Source organism: Pseudoduganella sp. R-34 (assembly GCF_049904655.1).
Lineage (GTDB): Bacteria > Pseudomonadota > Gammaproteobacteria > Burkholderiales > Burkholderiaceae_D > Rugamonas.
In genome coordinates this window covers 4,330,335-4,346,581 of sequence record NZ_CP184572.1, presented here as the reverse complement: position 1 = coordinate 4,346,581, position 16,247 = coordinate 4,330,335, and the positions used below count along the sequence as shown (strand labels likewise).

Genomic DNA, 16,247 nt, shown 5'->3' with positions numbered 1-16,247 from the left:
CATCAGCCCCCCGACTGCTCTTGCCTGATCAGCCAATTCTTGCCTTGCTTTTCCAACACCAGTGTCTTGCGGCCCGTGGTGCTGAGGCGATCCGACACATATTTCTGTCGGAATTTCACGGTCGCCGTATTGCCGTTGACCGTCACTTGCGGTGCCTCGACGCTTACCTTGATGTGGCCTTTGCCCTCGATGCGGGCGGTACGGTCGGCTTCCCAGGCTTTGCGGTTCTGGCCCTTCGGCGTCTGGAAATTGCTGCCGTAAGCATTCAGGTAGGCTTTCATGTCTTGCGCGCTCCAGGCTTTGGCCCAGCTATCGACAGCCTTGATGACATCGGCGCCATCGGCGTCTTCCTTCTGTACCTGCTCAGCCTTCGGAGCAGCTTTTGCCAATTGTACCGCCGGGGCGGGAGCTGGTGCGGAAGCTGCAGCCGGCGCGGCGGACGGGGCGCTTGCCACGGGCTTGGCCTGCGCCACGACCGGGACCGGCGCCGCGGCAGGCGCCGCCGCCTTGACAGGCGCGGGCGCCGGCGCCGCAGCGATTGCAGCCAGCGGCGAGGCAGCTTCTCCGCCTTTCGGCGTCAAGGTGTGCACCATTGCCAGCTTGGCCTTCTGCGGCGGCTGCTGGCTCGGATCGGCCAGCTGCATGGCCTTGTCGTAAGACTGGCTGGCCAGCTTGGCATAGACATCGCCCAGGTTTTCGTGGGCGGTGGCATAAGCCGGGTTGGTGCGAATCGCGCGTTCCAGTGCCACGCGGGCCTTATCGTAATTGCCGCCCGAGGCGTGCAGCACGGCCAGGTTGTTATAAGGTTCCGGTAATTCGGGATAATCTTCCGTCAGCTTTTGGAAAACATTAATTGCATCGGCTGTTTTGCCCTGTTCGGACAAAATCATCCCTTTAATAAATCGCAATTGCGCATCTTTTGGCCGTTGCGATAACGCAACATCAACCTTCGCCAAGGCGGCTGGCAGCTGTCCACTGCGCATCATTTTATTGATATCTGCGACCTCATCGGCCTGCGCGGAAAAGCACGCGATTAATAGCGCGGCCCCTAGCGCAAGGGCTGTACGAGAGGAAATTTGCGATGCCTGCATTTATTTATTTTGCCGACGGGAAATAAAGAACCATTTTATCAAAACTCAGGGGGCTGAATATACTTAGAAGATGGAACTAAGTATTACGCAGGAGGACGCGGGGCATACGGCGGAGGGTCTGCCGCTGTTCATTTTTGCGCTCTGCAACCGCCACGGAATGGAAGCCAGGATCACTACCCTGGGCGGTGCAATTGCCAAGCTGCAAGCACCCGACCGGCGTGGCCGGCTCGCCAACGTCATCCATGGCGCGGCGCCCGATTGCGGCATCCACCTGCTGCCGGCGCCGGGGCGCGCCTTGCACCGGGTGCCCTGGCACGCCATGCCGCTGGTGGAAGATGCCAGCGTCGGCCTGCGCCTGGCCAGTCCAGGCCCGCAAGCGGTGCTAGCGACCTATCTGCTGGATGAGGCGAACGGCCTGACGCTGCATTGCCAGGCGCCGGCAGCCGCTTCGGCCACCGTCTGCCTGCGCATCGCCTTGAATATGGCCGGCGAGGGCGATGTCCTCGGCCAGCAGCTGGAGGTAGGCGCAACGCGCGTCGTACCGGCCGGTGAACACGAGCGCGACGTGGCCGGCACGCCATGGGATTGCCGTTCGCCGCGCCCGCTGGCCGAATTTCCAGGGCAGGCGCGCTACCTCCTGGACAAGCACGGAAACGGCGCGGCTTCGCTGCGCCTGCTCGACCCTGCCACGGGCCGCGTGCTCGAACTTGCCACCGATGCCGCCAGCTTGCGGTTGGGCTGCGGCGATCCGCCCGTCTTCCTGTGGCTGGAGCCCATCATGGCGGCAGCCGGCGGCCAACTGGTCCTGCGCTTCACTGCCCAGCCTTAGGCCCCCGCAGGGCTTGTGGTAACAACAATGTTAATATCTGGACTCCCCCATTACCGAGCCCAGCCCAATGAGTATCGTGTTTTCCAGCCTGAACCACGCGCAGCGCGTGCCCCTCGCTGCCGAAATCCACTCGCGCCCCTTCCTGAAACTGGATGCGCCGACCCTGCTGTCCCATTTCGCCATCATGGGCGAGGAGGAACAGCAAGAGTTGCTGGCAGGGCTGTGCGGACACTTCGGCGTGGCGGCGCCGGCCGCAGGCGGCAAGTACTTTACCCATGATTTCGGCCGTTTCCGCCTGAAGTGGGAGCTGCACACCGAATTCGCCACCTTCACCTTCGCCGAAACAGTGGCCAGCATGCCGCTGCCGGAAGAGGCCTTCAGCAACATGCCTTCGCGCCATCTGCCGGAGCAGTGGCTGCTGCAGCTGCAGGGCAGGGTGCTGGTGGCCGCGCACGTGCTGCTTGGGCGGCCGGGCGGCATGCAGCACGCCTTCGCGGAGAGCCTGCAACGCCTGTTCCAGGGCGCCCCGCTGGCGGGCAGCCAGGTGATGAACGGCGGCGAGATGTGGACCGACTTCGCCATCCATGCCGATGGCTTCAGCCGCTTCGTGATCTGCGACGCCGGCATGCACGAACAGCAGTCGGGCCGCCTGGTGCAGCGCGTCCTTGAAATCGAAACCTATCGCATGATGGCCCTGCTTGGCCTGCCGGTCGCGCAAAACGCGACACCGGAACTGAACCAGGTGGAGGCCGAGCTGGCCACCCTGGCCGGCGCCCTGGTGGAAGCCGACGGCAAGGTCGACGACGGCTCCACCGAACAGGCGCTGCTCGATCGCATCACCCACCTGGCGGCGCGGATCGAAAAGGTCTCGGCCGACACCAGCTACCGCTTCGCCGCAGCCAAGGCTTATTTCGGCCTCGTCAACGCGCGCATCGACGAATTGCGCGAACTGCGTATCGAGGGCACGCCAACGGTGGAGGAGTTCATGGAGCGCCGCCTGGCGCCCGCCATGAAGACTTGCGAGGCCGTCGCCGCGCGCCAGCAGGCGCTGGCCGGCCGTATCGCCAACTGCAACGACCTGCTGCGCACCCGCGTCGGCATCGTGCAGGAAGCGCAGAACCGCAAGATCCTGCAGTCGATGAATACGCGCGCGGCGCAGCAGCTGCGCCTGCAGCAGGCCGTGGAAGGACTGTCCGTGGCGGCGATCTCATACTATGTGGTGGGCCTGATCGGCTATAGCGCCAAGGGCGCCAAGGTGCTGGGTGTCGGCGTCAATCCCGAGCTGCTGATGGGCATCATGGTGCCGGTGGTGGCGGTCGGCATGTGGCTCGGCCTGCGCAGCATGCACAAGCGCCTGCACCACGCATGATGCACCTTGCTCGTCGATTCGCCTGGCTGGCGGTGGGCGCGGCTTTGGCCGCCTGTGCACCGGCCACGCGACTTGCACCCGCTTCGACGGCATCGCCGGTGGGCGCGCTGCGCTTCATCGGCGAGCAGCGGGTTGCACACCAAGCCATGTTCCAGGACACCATGCTGGGCGGTTTCTCCGGGCTCGATTACGATGCGGCGCGCGGCCGCTGGGTGGTCGAAAGCGATGACCGCTGCACCCACAACCCCGCGCGCTATTACGAAGCGGAGCTCGATTTTGACGCCAGTGCGTTCCGTGCTGTGCGCTTCAGCGGCCTGCATTATTTCCTGAACGCCGACGGCAAGGACTTTACCGCCACAGCCACCGCGTGCACGCGCGCTGACGTGGAATCAATCCGCATCGACCCGCTGGATGGAAGCATGTGGTATTCCAGCGAAGGCGACCGCCGCTATGGCCTCGACCCCTTCATCCGCCATGCCACGCGCGATGGCGCGTTGCTGGCCGAATTGCCCTTGCCGGAAAACTTCCGGGTGCACCAGGGCGAAGAGCGCGGTTCGCGCTACAACGCCACCTTCGAAGGACTGGCTTTCGCGCCGGATGGCCGCAGCCTGTGGGCTTCCATCGAATGGCCGCTGTACGAAGACGGCCCGATCGCGACCCCGCAGCACGGCGCGGTGCTGCGCATGACGCAGTTCCAGCGCGATGGACAGGTGCTGCGCCAGTTCGCTTATCCGCTGGATGCGATTCCCGCCGCACCGGGATCGGGCAAGGAAGCCGAAAACGGCGTCTCCGAGATTCTCGCGCTGCCAGATGGCGAACTGCTGGTGCTGGAGCGCGCCACGGTGCAGGATGCCGCCGGCGCATACATCAACTACGTCCGCCTGTATGCCACCGATGCGCGCGGCGCCAGCGATGTGAAAGCGCTGCCGGGCCTGGCGGGCGCGCAATACACGCCGGCGCGCAAACGCCTGGTGCATGATTTCAGCAAGCAGCCCATGCCGCGAGCCTACAACCTGGAGGCGATGTCCTTTGGCCCGCGCCTGCCGAACGGCCACGCCACCCTGGTGTTCGCCAGCGACGACAACTTTGGCAAGGGCCAGGTTACCCAGTTCCTGCTGTTTGAAGTGCTGCCCTGAGTATTATTCCGCTGGGTGGAATGGTTAATTGCTGCCGGTGGTGATTCCCGTCATCGCCGACATGGATCAGACTCTCATCATTACTTGAAAGGAGATCCCATGAAGCTGTACTACCACCCAATTTCCGGCCACGCCCACCGTGCCCACCTGTTCCTCTCCCTGCTGGGCCTGGACTTTGAGCTGGTCGAAGTCGACCTGCTGAAGGCCGAGCAGAAAACCGAAGCCTTCCTCAAGCTCAATCCCTTCGGCCAGGTGCCGGTACTGGAAGACGACGGCGTGGTGATCGCCGACTCCAACGCCATCCTGGTCTACCTCGCCACGCGCTATGGCGATGCCAGCTGGCTGCCGCGAAACCCGGCCGGCGCGGCTGCCGTGCAGCGCTGGCTGTCGGTCGCCGCCGGCGAAATTGCCAACGGGCCCGCCACCGCGCGCATCATCAACCTGTTCAGGAAACCGGTCGATCCGGCCGACGCCATCGCCCGCGCCCACCGCATCCTCGCCCTGGTCGAGGCCAGCCTGGCCGGCAAGGAATGGATCGCGGCCGGCTGGCCGACCATCGCCGACATCGCCCTGTACAGCTATATCGCACGCGCACCGGAGGGCGATGTCGACCTCTCGGGCTACGCCAATGTCGGCGCCTGGCTGGCGCGCGTCGAAAGCCTGCCACGCTTCCAACCCTTCATCAAATCAGCGGTCGGGCTGGCAGCATGAACGGGCCCTGGCACGCCGGCGAAATCGCGCTGCAGGCCACGCTCGGCGCGGCGGAACGCATGGACGAGATCGGCCGCAAGGTGATCCGCGACTACATGCCGGACCAGCACCGCGACTTCTTCGCGCAGTTGCCGTTCGCCGTGTTCGGCAGTGTTGATGCGGAAGGACGGCCGTGGGCCACGCTGCGTGCCGGGGAAGAGGGTTTCATGCATTCGCCGGACCCGCAGCATCTGCAGCTGCTGCTGCCCGCGCAGCTCGACGATCCGGCGCAGGCCGGCCTGCGCGACGGTGCGGCAGTGGGCATGCTCGGCATCGAATTGCATACGCGGCGCCGCAACCGCCTGAATGGCCGCCTGCGTGCGCTCAGCGGCGAACGGTTCGAGATCGCGGTCGCCGAATCGTTCGGCAACTGCCCGAAGTACATCCACCAGCGCGACTACCGCTTCGAGCGCACGCCAGGCGAGCCATCGGGTTTGCCGCCACGCCGCCTGCCGCACCTCGATGCGCTGGCGCGCGAACTGATAGGCCGCTCGGGAACTTTTTTTGTCGCGACCTATTCCAGCGAGGGCGGGGAGATGCGGGTGGATGTCTCGCATCGCGGCGGTGCGCCTGGCTTTGTCCAGATCAGCAGCACGGGGAGCTTGCTGGTGCCCGACTATGAAGGCAACCGCTTCTTTGCGACTCTCGGTAACATACTGCTGAATGGCCGGGCCGGGCTGGTGTTCCCGGACTTTGAGAGCGGCGGCTTGTTGCAGATGAGCGGAAGCGCGCGCGTTGTCGTGGACGGAGTGGAGCGGCACTGGGAGTTCCAGCCGCAACAGATTGTGTGGCGGGAAGATGCATTGCCGCTCAGATGGGCGCTCCTAGCAAAATAGTTCTGCTACCATCGGTGGCATGGATAGGGCTTCTCTCGCTGCGCCGGGAAGGACCAGGCTGGATGCATTCATTGCGGTGTATGAACACAGCCCCAACTTGGCTTTCATGATGGATGCCGATGGCACTGTGCTTGCCGCGAACGCCCATGTGCGACGGCTGGCGCAGGAACTCGGCGTCGGGGACAAGGCATTCGGCCTGTTCCGCAGTTGGGCTGCCGCCGAACTGCGCGACGACGCGATTCCCGAGGCCACGCAGCGCGGCGTCTGGCGCGGCGAACTGGCCCTATGCGAAGGCGATGGCGACGGTACGCCGGTCTCGCTGGCGCTGGAATACTATGCCGGCCATGGCGACCAGCCAGAATGCTTCCGCTGCATCGTCACGCCGCTGCCCGAGGCAGACTCCTATGGCTCTCGGCTGCGCTTCAAGCGCCTGTTCGACCACCATCCGCACCCGATGTGGGTGTATGACGTCAGCAGCCTGCGCTTCCTGGTGGTCAATCGCGCGGCCGCGGCAGTCTACGGCTACAGCGAAGAAGAGTTCCTGGAGATGACGATCGAGGATATCCGCCCCGATCACGAACTGGCACGCCTGCGCGACGAACTGGCAACGTCGTCGCAGGCTGCGGCACACCAGACCGGTACCTGGACCCACCGCTGCAAGGATGGCCGCCTGATTCAGGTAGAGATTTCCTCGCACCCTTTGCTGATGGCGGGGCACAAGGCGCGTTTCGTCTTCGCTCACGACGTGACGCAGCGCCTGCGCATCGAAAAAGCCCTGCACGCATCGCAGGAGATGACGCAGCTGGTGGTCGACCACATTCCGCACCAGATCTTCTGGAAGGACCTGGACCTGCGCTACCGGGGCTGCAATGACGTGTTCCTGCGCGCGGCCGGCCTGGCCTCGCAGGAAGAAGTGGTGGGCAAGAGCGATTTCGACTTCCCCTGGTCGCACAACGCGGAGCGCATCCGCGCCGACGACGCGAAGATCATCCGCAGCGGCGTGCCGCACCTGAACCGCGAAGACCACCTGCTGTTCGCCGACGGCAGCGTGCACTGGTTCCTGATCAACAAGCTGCCACTGCACGACCAGGCCGGCCGCACCATCGGCTTGCTCGGCACCATCGAGGACGTGTCGGAGCGCAAGCAAGTCGAACTGATGCTGCAGTTGCATAACCGCGCACTGGAATCGAGCGTCAACGCCATTGCCATCACCGCCATCCACGACGGCAGCGACACCATCAACTATGCCAATCGGGCGCTGGCCGAGCTGACCGGCCACGCGGCCGGCGAACTGGCTGGCCGCAGCCTGGAAGAGCTCCTGGCCAGCGACGACGATGCCGCCGCCCGCACCGCCTTGCACGAAGCCGTGCAGGGACAAAGCGACGTCCAGCTCATGCTGCGCGGACGCCATCGGGACGGCCGCAGCTGGTGGGCCCAGTTGCACGTGGCGCCGGTCGGCGGCAGCGAAGGCCAGCACACGCACCGCGTCTGCGTGCTGACCGACATGACCTCGACCATGGACTACCAGGCGCAGCTCGAGCACCAGGCCAGCCACGACGCGCTGACCGGCCTGCCCAACCGCAACCTGTGCGGCGACCGGCTGGCGCAGGCGATCAGCTATGCGCAGCGCTATGGCCATACGGTGTGGGTGGCGTTCCTCGACCTGGACAACTTCAAGCTGGTCAACGACAACCTGGGCCACGATGCCGGCGATGAATTGCTGCGCACCGTGGCGGCCCGACTGCGCGGCTGCGTGCGCGACACCGACACGGTGGCGCGCATGGGCGGCGACGAGTTCGTGCTGGTGCTGCTGGACGGGCATGAGGCGACGCCGTCGCAAGCCATGCTGCGCAAGATCCTCGACAGCATTTCGGCACCAATGCAGCTGGCAGGACAGGAGCGTACGGTGACCTGCAGCATGGGGGTCTCGCTCTACCCGGGCGACAGCACCGATCCGCAGCTGCTGATGCGCTATGCCGACATCGCCATGTACCGCGCCAAGGAAAGCGGCCGCAACCAGGTGCAGTTCTATGAGCCGGCCATGCACGCGCGCATCGTGGAACGGGCCGCCATCGAAAACGAATTGCGCGGCGCCCTGGCGCGCGGCGAGATGTTCCTGGTCTACCAGCCGAAGATGAACGTGGCCAGCGGCGAGATCTCCGGGGTCGAGGCGCTGCTGCGCTGGCGCCATCCGACCCTGGGCCTGGTTCCGCCGGGCCGCTTCATCGGGGTGGCGGAAGAGACGGGCCTGATCGTAGCGCTGGGACGCTGGGTGATCCACACCGCCTGCGCTCAGAACAAGGCCTGGCAGGATGCCGGCCTGCGGCCGCTGCGGGTGGCGGTGAATGTCTCGGCGCGCCAGTTCCGCGACAAGAACCTGGCCGACGAGGTGGTGCAAGCCTTGCGCAGTACCGGCCTGCAGGCGCAATACCTCGAGCTGGAACTGACCGAGAGCATGATGATGCAAAACGCGGACGAGGCGGTGGTGACGGTGCAGCGCCTGAAGAAAGTCGGCGTCGGCATATCGATCGACGATTTCGGTACCGGCTATTCCAGCCTGGCTTACCTCAAGCTGTTCCCCATCGATTACCTGAAGATCGACCAGTCCTTCGTGCGCGACATGCTGGGCGACCCCACGGTGGCCGCCATCGTACGCTCGGTCATTTCACTGGGCCACAGCCTGGATTTCCGCATCATTGCCGAAGGGGTGGAGACCGAAGGGCAACTGGCCTACCTGCAACGCTACAACTGCGACGAAGCCCAGGGCTTCCACCTCAGCCAGCCGATCATGCCGGAAGCCTTTGCCGCCTTGCTGAAGCAGGAGCAATCGCGCCAGCCGGCGCTGCGCCCGGCGGAACAGCGCAGGGGCACCTTGTTGCTGCTCGATGATGAACCGAACGTGTTGTCGTCCCTGATGCGCCTCTTGCGCCGCGACGGCTACCAGATCCTGGCAGCGCACAATGCGCAGGAAGCGTTTTCCATGCTGGCCACGCACGAGGTGCAGGTGGTGGTCAGCGACCAGCGTATGCCGGACATGAACGGCACCGAGTTCCTGAGCCGGGTGCGCAAGCTCTATCCGGGCACGGTGCGCATCATCCTGTCCGGCTATGCCGAACTGGAATCGGTGCTGGGCGCCATCAACCGCGGCGAGATCTACCGTTTCTACACCAAGCCATGGGATGACCAGGCGCTGCGCGACAATATCCGGGAGGCGTTCCGCTACCATGCCCTGATGCATGGCGGCGATGGCCATGCCCCGACCGGGACTTAGCTCGCCTGCCAGAGGCGCGAACGTTTCCCGTCTTTCAATAGGCGCCAAACGCTTTGGCGGCGAGGCCCGCGAGCGTGAGGATGACGGCGATGGTGGTTCCGATTCGCCAGCGCGTGCTGGCCCTGGCTTCGGCTCGGCTCTCGGCGAAGCCGCGTTCAATGCTAGATCTTATCTCGGAAAAATTCTTCTCGGACCAGATCCGTTGTTCGGCCAATTGCTGTTCGAAGCCATCTCGCAATGCGTCGATTCTGTCTCGCAATGCGTCGATTCTGTCCCGCATTTCATTGAGGCGGTCATGTTGCTTTTCGAATCCCAGCTCAATTTGATTGCGCAGTGCTACGTGCTCACTTTGCAGCAGTTCCAGAGCCCTCAACAGGTTTGCATTGCTTTCGCGAACGGTTTCCATCCCAGCTTCGAGTTTCGTGATTCTCGCCTCATAGTCAGTCATATAATACCTCCGCACAGATGCCCCAACTCTGTAGCAAACTGCCGCGCAGATGTTTGAGCTTGGACAGGGCTAGCTCAGAAAAGTTCCCAGTCGTGCACGAAGCACCCTCCCACCGCACTTTTTTGCTCCGTTTCGTTTGGAATTCTGGCAAGATTTAAGGCAACAGAATAACAATGGGGTTGCCGATGGCGAAGTTATGGCTGAAACGTCTTGTCCTCGCAATATTGGCGCTGCTGCTGGTGGTCGTACTGGGACTATGGTTCTTCCTGCGCGGCAGCCTGGCCCAGCTCGATGGCCGGCGTTCCGCAACGGGACTAAGCGGCAACGTCACAGTGACCCGCGACGCAAGGGGCGTTCCTTCCATCTCCGGCGGTGACCGGAACGACGTGGCCTATGCCACCGGCTTCGTGCATGCGCAGGACCGCTTCTTCCAGATGGACCTGCTGCGCCGCATGCCGGCCGGCGAGCTGTCCGAACTGTTTGGCGAGAAGGCCCTGGAGACCGACCGTATCAACCGCCTGCACCGATTCCGTGCCCGCGCCGCGCAAGCGATCGAACTCATGCCGGCGGCGGACCGCCAGCTGCTGGAGCGCTATACCGCAGGCGTGAACGATGGCCTGAATGCGCTTGGCAATCGTCCCTTTGAATATGGCCTGGTCGGCGTCGGCCCGCGTGCCTGGGCGCCGGAAGATTCCTTCCTGGTGGCCTGGGCCATGTATATCGACCTGCAAGTGACAGGCATCGGCCGCGAGTTCGCACGCGGCTGGCTGAAAGAGCATGCCAGCGCCGAGCAACTGGCCTTCCTGCTGCCGGCCAGCACGCAGTGGGATGCACCGCTGGACGCCGCCAGCCCGCCGCCACCGGATGCGCCGATCCCGGCCCGCGCGCCGGACTGGTGGGGCAAGGGCGTGGCCAGCGAGCCGGCCACCTTGGCCGCCGCTGCATTCGTCGACGGCGTCGGCAGCAATAACTGGGCCGTGTCGGGCAAGCGCAGCGCCAATGGCGGCGCCATCGTGTCCGACGACATGCACCTGGGGATCAAGCTGGCCAACACCTGGTACCGCCTGTTGCTGCACGTGCCGGGCCAGCACGGCAGCACGCGCCGCATCGTCGGCGTCAGCATTCCGGGCGTGCCGGCCGTAGTGGCGGGCAGCAATGGCAATGTGGCCTGGGGCTTCACCAACAGCTATGGCGATTATGTCGACCTGGTGGAAGTGGGGGCGGCCAAGGACCGGCCCGGCCAGGCGAAGCTGCCCGGCGGTTGGGAAACGCCGACGGAGCATGCCGAGACCATCCTGGTCAAAGGCCAGCCGGCCGTCACCCTCAAGGTGCGTGAAACGTCGCTGGGCCCCATCATGCAGAGCGGCGGCCGCGAGTATGCCGTGCACTGGGTGGCGCACGACGTGAAGGCCGTCAACCTGGCGATCCGCCATATGGAGGAAGTGGACAATGTGGCCGAAGCGCTGGCGCTGGCGCCGAAAGTCGGCATGCCGGCGCAGAACCTGGTGGCAGGCGACAGCGACGGCAATATCGGCTGGACCATCGTCGGCCCGCTGCCGCAGCGGCCCGCCACGCCGGTCGACGCCAGCTATCCGCTGTCGGCCAACGGCAGCACGCGCGGCTGGCAAGGCTTGCTGCCGGCGGCGGTGTATCCGTCGGTGCGCAATCCGCCCAGCGGCCAGTTGGTGACGGCGAACAGCCGCCAGTTGCTGGGCTCCGACTCGGTCAAGCTGGGCGACGGCGGCTTCGACATGGGCGCCCGCGCCAGGCAGGCGCGCGACGCGCTGGCAGCCCTGGGCGACAAGGCCGACGAGAAGGGCGTCTACGGCGTGATGCTGGATGACCGCGCACTGTTCATTTCCCAATGGCGCGACCGCGCGCTGGCGGTGCTGGATGCGGAAGCGGTGAAGGGCAAGCCGCAGCGCGCCGAGCTGGCGCGCCTGTTGAAGGACAACTGGAATGGGCGTGCCAGCGTCGATTCGGTGGCTTACCGCGCCAGCCGAGCCTTCATGTGGTCGCTCTACGAACTGCTGTATGGCGGCGCCAACATCGAGCTGGCCAAATTGAACAAGGATGCCAATATGCGCGCCGCCTCCAGCCGCTGGCCGGTGGTCATCGGACGCTTGCTGGATGAACAGCCCGGCGGCTGGCTGCCGCAAGGTCATGCCAACTGGAAGGCCCTTCAGCTGGCGGCGCTGGACCGCGCCATCGAGCACCTGACCAGCGGCGGCAAGCCGTTGGGTTCGGCCACCTGGGGCGCGCGCAACACGGCCGCGATTGCGCACCCGATTGCAGGCGCGGTGCCGATGCTGAAGAAGTGGCTCAGCGTGCCGCCCGACCAGCTGCCGGGCGACAGCAATATGCCGCGCGTGGCGGGTCCCGCTTTCGGCCAATCCGAGCGCATGACGGTCTCCCCGGGTCACGAAGAGCAGGGCCTGTTCAATATGCCGGGCGGCCAGAGCGGCCATCCTTTGTCGCCGTTCTTCCTGGCCGGGCATGCCGACTGGGTGGCCGGCAAAGCCACGCCGCTACTGCCCGGCCCTGCGGCCCACACGCTGGCGTTTACGAAGTAACGACGTTCTGCTGCAGGAAGTCCACCGTGCGCCGCCAGGCCAGCTTGGCGGCCGCTTCATCGTAGCGCGGCGTGGTGTCGTTGTTGAAGCCATGCTCGACGCCAGGGTAGACGAAGTGCTCGTAGCGGGCGCCGGCGGCCTTCAGCGCGGCCTCGTAGCCCGGCCAGCCGGCCAGGATGCGCGCATCGTTGCCAGCGTCGTGGACCAGCAAGGGCGCCTTGATCTTCGGCACATCGGCGGCCGGCGGCTGGGCGCCGTAGAACGAGACGGCTGCCGCCAGGTCCGGCACCATGGTGGCAAGGTAATTGGCCATGCCGCCGCCGTAGCAGAAGCCCACCACGCCGACCTTGCCATTTGCCGCCGGATGCGACTTCAAGACCTGCACGGCAGCGAGGAAGTCGGCGCGGGTCTTTGTCTGGTCCAGCTTCGCGAACAGTTCGCGCGCCTTGTCTTCGTCGCCGGGATAGCCGCCCAGCGGGAACAGGGCGTCCGGCGCAAAGGCCAGGAAGCCGTCGAGCGCCAGGCGGCGCGTGATGTCCTCGATATGCGGGTTCAGGCCACGGTTCTCGTGCACGACCAGCACGGCAGGCAGCTTGGCCTTGGAAGCGGCCGGCTGCACCAGGTAGCCGCGCAGCTTGCCGTAGCCCTGAGGCGAGGGATATTCAGCGTAGCCGGCTTTGAGCCGCTTGTCGTCGGCCGGCACCAGCGGGGCGGCAAAGGTCGGCGACAGGGATGCCAGCAGGCCAGCGCCGGCAGCGGCAATGAACTCGCGGCGGCTCAACTGGCCATGAACGTATTTGTCGAACAGCTTCAGTACTTCGGGGTCAAAGTCTTTGGCGGTCAGGCGTGTCATCGTGGCGGTCTCCAGGTAAATTAGCGCTGTCAAGTCTACTCCGACCGGTGCATAATGACATTTCGACTCCGAGCCGGAACCAGCTATTGATGAGGCAAGCAATGATGAACGATTTTGCGGCCGCTTCCAAGGCCACCATGCAGTTCCTTCGGCAGCGCCTGGGCTTCAAATTGTGGATGGTCACTCGTACCGACGGGAAAGATTGGATCGTGCTGTTTGCCGATGACCATGGCTATGGCGTGAAGGCCGGCCAGGTCTACAGTTGGGCCGAAACCTTGTGCTCGCGCATGGTCGAAGGACAGGGTCCGCACATCGCGCCCGACGTGACGAGCGAACCGGCCTATGCGCAAGCCCCGATTACCGACAAGATCAAGGTGGGCGCCTACGTCGGCGTCCCGCTGCGGCGCGCCGACGGCACCCTGTTCGGCACCTTATGCGCCATCGATCCAGAGCCGCAACCTGAACGCATCCGCGAAGACAAGGATATGGTGGTTCTGATGGGCGAACTGCTGGGCGGCCTGCTGGAAGCCGAACTGGCCAACGCTGAAAACGTGCGCAAGGCTGAGCGCATGGATGTCGACATCACGCGCGACGAACTGACCGGCCTGTACAACCGCCGCGGTTGGGACATGCTGATGGTGCGCGAAGAAGAGCGCTGCCGCCGCTATGGCCACCCGGCCTGTGTGGTCTCGATCGACCTGGACGACCTTAAGTTCTATAACGATACCCAGGGCTACGCTTCCGGCGATGCGCTGTTGATTCGTTGCAGCAAGGCACTAAAAGAAGTGACGCGCGGTTCCGATGTGGTCGCACGGATGGGCGGCGATGAGTTCGCGATGCTGATGGTTGAATGCGATTACTTCGATGCCCAGGCCATGCTACTGCGGGTACAGGAAACGCTGGCCGGCTACGACGTGCGCGCGTCAATCGGCATGGCGATGCGCAAACCCGGCATCGACCTGGAGGAGGCTCTCGCGATAGCCGATGCTGAGATGTACCGTGCAAAGCGGTCACGCAAAGTTCTGAATTAATCGCCCCCGTAACAAACGGCAGTCCGACTGCGGGCGCCGAGCGAAGACGCGAATCCGCGTATGATCTGTTGTCCCTCCTGCTGGCGAGGGACAATTTCCCCATTGAATTGACGGTCGCCTACATTTTGCAATTCGGCAAGATGAAAAACTGGCCCCAGGACAAAACAATCGTGGCTAGGAAAGGCATGTCGAGATTTCGTAGGTCTTTATTCCGCCTGCGAACGGCCAATCGCCGCCGTTGGAATCGAATAACATATAACTTATTGAAGTGGGGGAAAGCACAATGAGCCTATTTGGCAAGTTGTTTGGTGGAAAAGAGAAAGACCAAGGTACGAGCATTAAAGGTAGGGAAGCCGCACCATCGGTGGAAGAGGCACTTTGGCAGCAGGTCTATGACGCGCGCTCCCGGTTGTTCGAACAGCATTTTGGTTCATTGCCCAACGACATCCTCAAGTTGATGGATCTTTCCGGCGTATGGCCAGGCGGCGGGCTCTACGTCATCCCGTCCAAGATCGCGGGGGAGCCAGGATTCATCTACACAACCTTCGGGCTTTCCAATCCCGATATGCCCACCACATTGGAGATGGTCGATGCGTTGCCCACGTCCAGCGAGAGCAACGGCGTGCGAGCCGTTGGGTTTGCCGGTACGTTGCGCCAGAAAGCAAATGTGAGGCCACGCTCTGATCGACCAGGGTATGGATATGAGCTGATCGTGCTTGCCAAGGAGAATGCTGATTGGCCACTTTGGCTATTGCAATGGGCTACCAAAGCGGAGGTGCTCAAAGATGCGGACCTTCTCAGCGTCGTGGAACGGCACCAAGGCGTCACGGTTGAACAGATTGGCATCGGTGAAGGTAAATTCGTCAACCTGCTCATCAGCAAGTCCCATGCGCCGCTCCCTGATCACCTTGCCCTCCCCAACGGGAAGATGGAACTGCTTGTCGCGACGGTGATCACCGAAGACGAAATGCATTGGTCCATGACTAATGGGCGCAATAACTTACTAGGCGAACTGAAGAAATCTGGAGTGGGCCAGATTAGCGTCCTGGACCGGCCGAGTGTTGTTTGTATCGAGGAACCCGACTTCGCACAGGTGGCGAGCCTCGAACAAGCAAAAGCACTCGAGGCAAAGGGACAATTGGCAAAGCTCTTGATGTTCCCCGCAGAGTTTGGAGGCGAAGATGTGGCGATGAATGTTCTTTACGTCCCACTTAGGACGGTCAGACAACGGACTGCCCATATACAAACGCTCCGGGCATGGGTTAAGGAAGGCGCAATAAATAGCCTGGACGTCCGCCCTGAATATAGGGATACAAGTTTTGTACCTTCGCGCATCCATATGAATGCATCGCATTCGGAAAGCGGTGAGCAGCGGACGCTGACGCTAGACGTGTGGTGAAAAGAATTCAGGCGAACGAAATTGCCGAATGTTATCGGACTTTGCTAGTTCCAGTTTCACATTCATCAGGTTTGTTCCGAGAAACCCCGTCCTTCAGGACGGGGAGTGCAAGGAGCCGACTGACACGAACAGGATTCCTGCGCCTGGGTTCCACAGCAAGGCCGAAGCGGCGCTCGCGGTGGCGCAGCGTGCACATAAACGGCGCAGGATCAAGGCCATCCATGCCTATACGGCGCGCCGCCGGCTCGATTTTCTGCATAACGAATCGTTGAAGATCGGGCGTGCCTTCGACTGTATCGCTGTCGGCAATGTCAATGCCGCCGGACTCGCCCAGACCAGCCTGGCGAAGTTCGTGCTTGATGCAGGCTGGTCGTCCTTCCGGAGAATGCTGGCGTACAAGGCCGTTAGGCATGGCGCGCGGTATGTGGAAGTCAACGAACGATTTACCACCCAGACCTGCTCGGATTGTGGCGCACTGCCCGATTCGCGGCCGAGAGGTATTGCAGGCCTTGGAATAAGAGAGTGGATTTGCAGTGATTGCGGCGCGGCACATGACCGTGATCTCAATGCTGCGAAAAACATTCTCCGTCGCGGGCGCGCGACGCTGGTTGCAGGAATCCCCGTCCTTTAGGGCAGGGAGGGCGTCAAAGAAGAAGTAGTT

At 63.5% G+C, this 16,247-nt stretch carries 13 protein-coding genes; 10 read left to right on the top strand and 3 right to left on the bottom strand.

Features of this window, described 5'->3' with window-relative positions; all coding sequences use genetic code 11:
* Window positions 1-2: 2 nt before the first annotated feature.
* Window positions 3-983 (bottom strand): L,D-transpeptidase Cds6 family protein, encoded by a 981-nt coding sequence (locus ACN9MW_RS19800; protein ID WP_426172248.1) that lies wholly within the window; start codon window positions 981-983, stop codon window positions 3-5.
* A gap of 178 nt (window positions 984-1,161) precedes the next feature.
* On the opposite strand from ACN9MW_RS19800, the gene ACN9MW_RS19795 reads away from it, so the two are divergent.
* The 6 genes from ACN9MW_RS19795 (at window position 1,162) to ACN9MW_RS19770 (ending at window position 9,282) form a co-directional block, all read left to right on the top strand.
* Window positions 1,162-1,920, top strand: coding sequence for a hypothetical protein (locus tag ACN9MW_RS19795; protein ID WP_426162212.1), 759 nt, complete (start codon window positions 1,162-1,164; stop codon window positions 1,918-1,920).
* 67 nt (window positions 1,921-1,987) lie between these two features.
* Window positions 1,988-3,289 (top strand): DUF3422 family protein, encoded by a 1,302-nt coding sequence (locus ACN9MW_RS19790; protein WP_426162211.1) that lies wholly within the window; start codon window positions 1,988-1,990, stop codon window positions 3,287-3,289.
* Window positions 3,286-4,425, top strand: a complete 1,140-nt coding sequence (locus ACN9MW_RS19785; RefSeq protein WP_426162210.1) for an esterase-like activity of phytase family protein — start codon at window positions 3,286-3,288, stop codon at window positions 4,423-4,425. Before ACN9MW_RS19790 ends, ACN9MW_RS19785 begins: the two co-directional genes overlap by 4 nt.
* Before the next feature lie 99 nt (window positions 4,426-4,524).
* Window positions 4,525-5,136, top strand: a complete 612-nt coding sequence (locus ACN9MW_RS19780) for a glutathione S-transferase family protein (RefSeq protein WP_426162209.1) — start codon at window positions 4,525-4,527, stop codon at window positions 5,134-5,136.
* Complete coding sequence (locus ACN9MW_RS19775; RefSeq protein WP_426162208.1) at window positions 5,133-6,011, top strand: pyridoxamine 5'-phosphate oxidase family protein; 879 nt, start codon at window positions 5,133-5,135, stop codon at window positions 6,009-6,011. The genes ACN9MW_RS19780 and ACN9MW_RS19775 overlap by 4 nt, the downstream gene beginning before the upstream one ends.
* A 19-nt stretch (window positions 6,012-6,030) precedes the next feature.
* Window positions 6,031-9,282, top strand: coding sequence for an EAL domain-containing protein (locus tag ACN9MW_RS19770; protein WP_426162207.1), 3,252 nt, complete (start codon window positions 6,031-6,033; stop codon window positions 9,280-9,282).
* 34 nt (window positions 9,283-9,316) lie between these two features.
* On the opposite strand, the gene ACN9MW_RS19765 is transcribed toward ACN9MW_RS19770, so the two are convergent.
* Entirely contained in the window at window positions 9,317-9,730 is a 414-nt protein-coding gene (locus ACN9MW_RS19765; RefSeq protein WP_426162206.1) for a hypothetical protein, read from the bottom strand.
* A 185-nt stretch (window positions 9,731-9,915) separates the two neighbouring features.
* Between ACN9MW_RS19765 and ACN9MW_RS19760 the strand changes: the two genes are divergently transcribed.
* Complete coding sequence (locus ACN9MW_RS19760) at window positions 9,916-12,303, top strand: penicillin acylase family protein (RefSeq protein ID WP_426162205.1); 2,388 nt, start codon at window positions 9,916-9,918, stop codon at window positions 12,301-12,303.
* Here ACN9MW_RS19760 and ACN9MW_RS19755 read toward each other — a convergent pair.
* Window positions 12,293-13,156, bottom strand: coding sequence for a dienelactone hydrolase family protein (locus tag ACN9MW_RS19755; protein ID WP_426162204.1), 864 nt, complete (start codon window positions 13,154-13,156; stop codon window positions 12,293-12,295). The genes ACN9MW_RS19760 and ACN9MW_RS19755 overlap by 11 nt on opposite strands.
* A 101-nt stretch (window positions 13,157-13,257) precedes the next feature.
* Here ACN9MW_RS19755 and ACN9MW_RS19750 point away from each other — a divergent pair, with 101 nt between their 5' ends.
* The 3 genes from ACN9MW_RS19750 to ACN9MW_RS19740 all read left to right on the top strand — a co-directional run bounded on the left by ACN9MW_RS19750 (window position 13,258) and on the right by ACN9MW_RS19740 (window position 16,217).
* Window positions 13,258-14,187 carry a sensor domain-containing diguanylate cyclase gene (locus ACN9MW_RS19750; RefSeq protein ID WP_426162203.1) on the top strand — a complete coding sequence of 310 codons (930 nt, stop codon included), beginning with the start codon at window positions 13,258-13,260 and terminating at the stop codon, window positions 14,185-14,187.
* A gap of 283 nt (window positions 14,188-14,470) precedes the next feature.
* Window positions 14,471-15,586: a suppressor of fused domain protein gene (locus ACN9MW_RS19745; RefSeq protein ID WP_426162202.1), complete on the top strand. Its 1,116-nt coding sequence runs from the start codon at window positions 14,471-14,473 to the stop codon at window positions 15,584-15,586.
* Between the two features lie 28 nt (window positions 15,587-15,614).
* On the top strand, window positions 15,615-16,217 hold the full coding sequence (locus tag ACN9MW_RS19740) for an RNA-guided endonuclease InsQ/TnpB family protein (RefSeq protein ID WP_426162200.1): 603 nt from the start codon (window positions 15,615-15,617) through the stop codon (window positions 16,215-16,217).
* Window positions 16,218-16,247: the final 30 nt, after the last annotated feature.

Bases quoted from the DNA above. Each gene is read 5' to 3' on its own strand.
- ACN9MW_RS19800 (WP_426172248.1), bottom strand. From the start codon at position 983: ATGCGCAGTGGACAGCTGCCAGCCGCCTTGGCGAAGGTTGATGTTGCG.
- ACN9MW_RS19795 (WP_426162212.1), top strand. From the start codon at position 1,162: ATGGAACTAAGTATTACGCAGGAGGACGCGGGGCATACGGCGGAGGGT.
- ACN9MW_RS19790 (WP_426162211.1), top strand. From the start codon at position 1,988: ATGAGTATCGTGTTTTCCAGCCTGAACCACGCGCAGCGCGTGCCCCTC.
- ACN9MW_RS19785 (WP_426162210.1), top strand. From the start codon at position 3,286: ATGATGCACCTTGCTCGTCGATTCGCCTGGCTGGCGGTGGGCGCGGCT.
- ACN9MW_RS19780 (WP_426162209.1), top strand. From the start codon at position 4,525: ATGAAGCTGTACTACCACCCAATTTCCGGCCACGCCCACCGTGCCCAC.
- ACN9MW_RS19775 (WP_426162208.1), top strand. From the start codon at position 5,133: ATGAACGGGCCCTGGCACGCCGGCGAAATCGCGCTGCAGGCCACGCTC.
- ACN9MW_RS19770 (WP_426162207.1), top strand. From the start codon at position 6,031: ATGGATAGGGCTTCTCTCGCTGCGCCGGGAAGGACCAGGCTGGATGCA.
- ACN9MW_RS19765 (WP_426162206.1), bottom strand. From the start codon at position 9,730: ATGACTGACTATGAGGCGAGAATCACGAAACTCGAAGCTGGGATGGAA.
- ACN9MW_RS19760 (WP_426162205.1), top strand. From the start codon at position 9,916: ATGGCGAAGTTATGGCTGAAACGTCTTGTCCTCGCAATATTGGCGCTG.
- ACN9MW_RS19755 (WP_426162204.1), bottom strand. From the start codon at position 13,156: ATGACACGCCTGACCGCCAAAGACTTTGACCCCGAAGTACTGAAGCTG.
- ACN9MW_RS19750 (WP_426162203.1), top strand. From the start codon at position 13,258: ATGATGAACGATTTTGCGGCCGCTTCCAAGGCCACCATGCAGTTCCTT.
- ACN9MW_RS19745 (WP_426162202.1), top strand. From the start codon at position 14,471: ATGAGCCTATTTGGCAAGTTGTTTGGTGGAAAAGAGAAAGACCAAGGT.
- ACN9MW_RS19740 (WP_426162200.1), top strand. From the start codon at position 15,615: ATGTTATCGGACTTTGCTAGTTCCAGTTTCACATTCATCAGGTTTGTT.